3 protein-coding genes and 1 pseudogene are annotated in these 4249 nt (G+C 66.4%); 1 reads left to right on the forward strand and 3 read right to left on the reverse strand.

Annotated features, from left to right (window positions below):
* Window positions 1-152 (reverse strand): annotated as a pseudogene (locus tag ACDELDRAFT_RS19735) (plasmid stabilization protein); the annotation flags it as partial.
* Between the two features lie 417 nt (window positions 153-569).
* The gene (locus tag ACDELDRAFT_RS19740) at window positions 570-1253 is read right to left on the reverse strand and encodes a DUF3334 family protein (protein WP_005799817.1); all 684 of its coding nucleotides are present in this window, start codon (window positions 1251-1253) and stop codon (window positions 570-572) included.
* 232 nt (window positions 1254-1485) lie between these two features.
* Here ACDELDRAFT_RS19740 and ACDELDRAFT_RS19745 point away from each other — a divergent pair, with 232 nt between their 5' ends.
* Complete coding sequence (locus ACDELDRAFT_RS19745; protein WP_040330005.1) at window positions 1486-3543, forward strand: bifunctional 2',3'-cyclic-nucleotide 2'-phosphodiesterase/3'-nucleotidase; 2058 nt, start codon at window positions 1486-1488, stop codon at window positions 3541-3543.
* A gap of 121 nt (window positions 3544-3664) precedes the next feature.
* On the opposite strand, the gene ACDELDRAFT_RS19750 is transcribed toward ACDELDRAFT_RS19745, so the two are convergent.
* Window positions 3665-4249: Smr/MutS family protein (locus ACDELDRAFT_RS19750; RefSeq protein WP_005799819.1), on the reverse strand; the 585-nt coding region annotated here is incomplete at its 5' end.

The raw sequence follows: 4249 nt of genomic DNA on the forward strand, positions 1-4249 counted from the left end.
TGGGCCGCTTCGCCATGCCGCGCGCGTTCCTTGTTCACCGTGCGGGCGGCGATCTCTTCGGCGGTGCCGTGGCTTTTTCCACGCTCCAGCAGGCTGTCCTTGATGTGCTGGTACTGTCTTTCGCGCTTGGCGCTCCAACTGGCTCTGGGCATGGGGGCTCCTTTCCTGGTTGTGACAGGCGCCGCCTGCCAGCGGCGTCATGGGGCCAATCTAGCGGGCGAGCGTTCACAGACGGTAGGCCGCAGGGGACAGCGCGTGTAGGACGGGGCGCAGGCGCCAGCGTGCGCGGCAAGGCAACCGGGTGCGGTGCGCCCGTGGGCGACGCGGTCGCTGTACCGGGGGGCGGGGAGTGGAGGGGCGCGCTGCGCAATGGGCGGCGAAAACGCTGGCGTAGCCGCAGCGGTTCGGATGCGCGGGTGCTTTGCGCGCAGCCCTGGCGCTGCATGCGCACCTGCCCCAGCAGCGGAATGAGAGGCGAATGTGCCCGCAGCCCTTGTAGGGCGTTGGGCGGCAGCTATCGTTATGGCGGGCGCAAGCCGCGCCCGTGCGGCGCCACCCGCTGCTCCACGTCACATGCCCAGGGATCTGAGCAACTCGTCGGTATCGCTGGAGGGCACCGGGGGCAGGGGCGTTTCGGCTGCGGCGCGGGCCTGTGCCATCAGCGCGTCGGGGTCGGGTGCCTCTTGTGCCTCGAAGTCATACAGCTTGATGAATTCGGTGCGGTCGATGGCCAGCTCAAGATAGAAGATGTTGTTGTTGCCGGTATAGAAGGTCACGCGCCGGGCCTCGGGCTTGTCGAGGTTGGCATCCACGCTCAGCGTCACCTGTTTGTTCAGCACCAGCATCTTGGGCTGGTTCTGCGTGATGTGGGTCTGCAGCTCGCGCCGCACCTTGCCGGTGAAGTCGCCCACCACCTGGTTCATCAGTTCGCCCATCACGTTGCTCACTTCGTCGGACGTGTACGAGCTCACCAGATCGTCCTTCGACATGCCCATGTTGAGCAGGTAGCTCTGGTACAGCTCCATGGCGGCCGATGCCGAGAAGTTGATGATCACCAGCCCCGAGAAGCCGCCATCGAACAGCACGAAGCAGCCGATGTCGGGTTTGAGGCAGGTCTTGCTGATGCGCTGCACCATGCCGGAATAGTGGATCTGGCCTTGCGTGGCCACGTTCAGGACGCGGGTGACCGAGTTGCACAGGCTGATCAGCAGGTCTTCGGTGCCGTAGACGACGGATGTTTCTGGGGTGCTCATGGTACGAAAGGGACAGGGCCCAAAAGAGGTTGCTTGACTGTGCACAGCATAGGCGACGAAAGGGGCCGGGCGCCAGGATTTTGCGCCATCGGCTTGCGCAGCGTCACCTGGCGCCGCGCAGCACGTGCCGCAGGCGCCTGTGGCAGACGCGCCGCACGTGGCCTGTGCGCGTCACATCCCTGTCAAACAGCGTCCAGACACTCAGGCCCTTCTTCAACCCATGGGCTTGTTCATGCTGGAACCCTCTTTCCGCGATCCGAATCGCATTTCGCGCCGCACGGCCACCCTTGGCGTGGTCGCCCTGGCGGCCCTGCTCACCGCCTGCGGTGGCAGTGACGGCGATGCCTCCACCAATGCCGGTGCCACGGCCACGCTGGCCGTGCTCGAGACGACCGACCTGCACTTCAACGTGCGCAGCTACGATTATTTCAAGCTCGCCGATGACAAGTCCTACGGCTTCGAGCGCACCGCCACGCTGGTGCGCGCCGCGCGCAAGGAATTCGCCAACACGCTGCTGGTGGACAACGGCGACACCATCCAGGGCACGGCGCTGGCCGACTACGAGGCCACCATCAACCCCATCCCCTGCACGCAGCAGCTGTCGATGTACAAGGCCATGGGCGCGCTGGGCTTTGACGCCGGCACGCTGGGCAACCACGAGTTCAACTACGGCCTGCCCTTCCTGAACCAGGTGCTGGGCGGCGGGCTGGACGTGGACGGCGTCGATGCCACCAAGAAATGCGCGGGCGCTGGCTACCCCGCCGTGCTGGCCAACGTGTACAGCAGCAAGACCAAGAAGCCGCTCGTACAGCCCTACACGCTGCTGGAGCGCACCCTGGTCGCCAAGGGCACCGATGGCAAGGAAGTGAAGCTGCCCATCAAGGTGGGCGTGATCGGCTTCACCACGCCTGGCATCATGAACTGGGACAAGCGCTACCTCGAAGGCAAGGTCTACACCGAAGGCGCCGTCGAGGCTGCCACCAAGTACGTGCCCGAGCTGCGCTCCAAGGGCGCCGACATCGTGGTGGCGCTGCTGCACGGCGGGCTCGACAGCGCCGCCTACACGGCCACCATGGAAAACCCCGGCCTGTACCTCTCGAAGGTGGCCGGCATCGACGCCATGGTGATGGGTCACCAGCACAGCGTGTTCCCCGACACGGCGGCCACGCCGGCCTTCTCGCAGGCGGGTGTGGACAACAAGGCCGGCACCATCAATGGCGTGCCCGCCGTGATGGCCAGCTCGTGGGGCAAGGCGCTGGGCGTGATCCAGCTGTCGCTGCAGTGGGACGGCACCAAGTGGGCCGTCAACAAGGCGGCCAGCAAGAGCGAGCTGCGCAACATCCAGAGCAAGAACGCCGCTGGCGCCACCGTCTATGTCGACCCCGACGCCACCGTGGCGCCGCTGATCGAGACGCAGCACCAGGCCGCGATCAAGTATGTGAAGACGCCCATTGGCCAGACCGACTTCCGCATGAGCACGCTGTTTGCCGACGTGGGTGACCCCGGCGCCATCCAGATCGTGAACCAGGCACAGCAGGCCTACGTGGCTGCCTACATCAAGGCCAACCTGCCGCAGTACGCTGCACTGCCGGTGCTGTCGGTGAGCGCGCCGTTCAAGTCGGGCTTCCAGGGCGGTGCCGACTACACCGACGTGGCCGTGGGCCCGCTGGCCATCAACAACGCGGCCGACCTGTACCTGTACCCCAACACGGTGTACGCGGTGAAGGTGAATGGTGGTGACATCAAGAACTGGCTGGAGGCCGCCGCCAAGCGCTTCAACCAGATCGACCCGGCCAAGACCGGCGAGCAGCAGCTCATCAGCACCTTCCCGGGCTACAACTACGACATGTTCACCACCGCCGATGTGCAGTACGAGATCGACGTGACCCAGCCCGTGGGCAGCCGCATCAAGAACCTCACCTACCTGGGCAAGCCCATCGACGTGGCGCAGGAGTTCGTGATCGCCACCAACAACTACCGCGCCACCAGTGGCAAGAGCTTCAGCGACAAGCTCGACGGCTCGGGCACCATCTGGGCCTCGCCCGACGCCAACCGCGACGTGGTGGTCGACTACATCCGCAAGAACCCTGCGGTCACGCGTGCGGCCAACGGCGCCGCCAAGAGCTGGCGCTTCACCAAGGTGGCGACGGCGGGCCCGGTGGTCTTCAGCTCCGGCGCCAACGCGCTGCCGGTGGCGCAGGCCGCCGGCCTGGCCAACGTGTCGCTGCTGGCCGCCGACGACGGCTCGGGCAAGGGCACGTCGAAGTACCGCCTGGACCTGTCCAAGTAAGCACTCAGCCCGCGCCGGGCCGCCTCTGCGGCCCATGCGGCGGGGGCATGGTTACCGCAGGTTTTTGCTATTGAAAGAAGAGCTGCAGTCGCTTGCATAGCAAGCGGTTGCGGCTCTTTTTTTATGGATTTCTGCGCGCGGAAGGCTTCAGCAGCACCACCAGCGCGCCGGCGCCGCCGTCCATGGGGCGAGCCTGCACAAAGGCCAGCACCTCGTTCTTCTGTACCAGCCACCGCTGCACGCGGCCCTTGAGCACGGGGCTTTTGCCGGGCGAGCCCAGGCCCTTGCCATGCACCACGCGCACGCAGCGCAAGCCCACCTTGTGGGCCTGGCGAACGAATTCACCCAGCGCTTCGCGCGCTTCGTCCACGCGCAGTCCGTGCAGATCGAGCTGGCGCTGGATGCTCCAGTGGCCCGAGCGCAGGCGGCGCGTCACCTCCACGCCAATGCCGGGGCGGCGGTAGCTGAGCTGGTCGTCGGTGTCCAGCAGCGTGCTCACGTCGAAATCGTCGCTGATGGATTCGAGCAGCACGCGCTCTTCGTCCAGCCAGTGCTGCACGGGCAGCGGTGCCGGCTGGTGGCGGCGCAGGCGGGCCAGGTTGGGGTTGCGCAGCGGCGTGACCGGGCCCACGCTGCGGCTGAAGAGATGGCGCTCGGCCTCCAGGCGGGCGGCGGCTTCGCGGCGGGCTTTTTCTTCGGCCTGCGC

It is taken from the genome of Acidovorax delafieldii 2AN, assembly GCF_000175235.1.
Lineage (GTDB): Bacteria > Pseudomonadota > Gammaproteobacteria > Burkholderiales > Burkholderiaceae_C > Acidovorax > Acidovorax delafieldii_B.

Excerpts from the sequence above, each read along its gene's own strand:
- ACDELDRAFT_RS19740 (WP_005799817.1), bottom strand. The coding sequence starts at position 1,253 with ATGAGCACCCCAGAAACATCCGTCGTCTACGGCACCGAAGACCTGCTG.
- ACDELDRAFT_RS19745 (WP_040330005.1), top strand. The coding sequence starts at position 1,486 with ATGCTGGAACCCTCTTTCCGCGATCCGAATCGCATTTCGCGCCGCACG.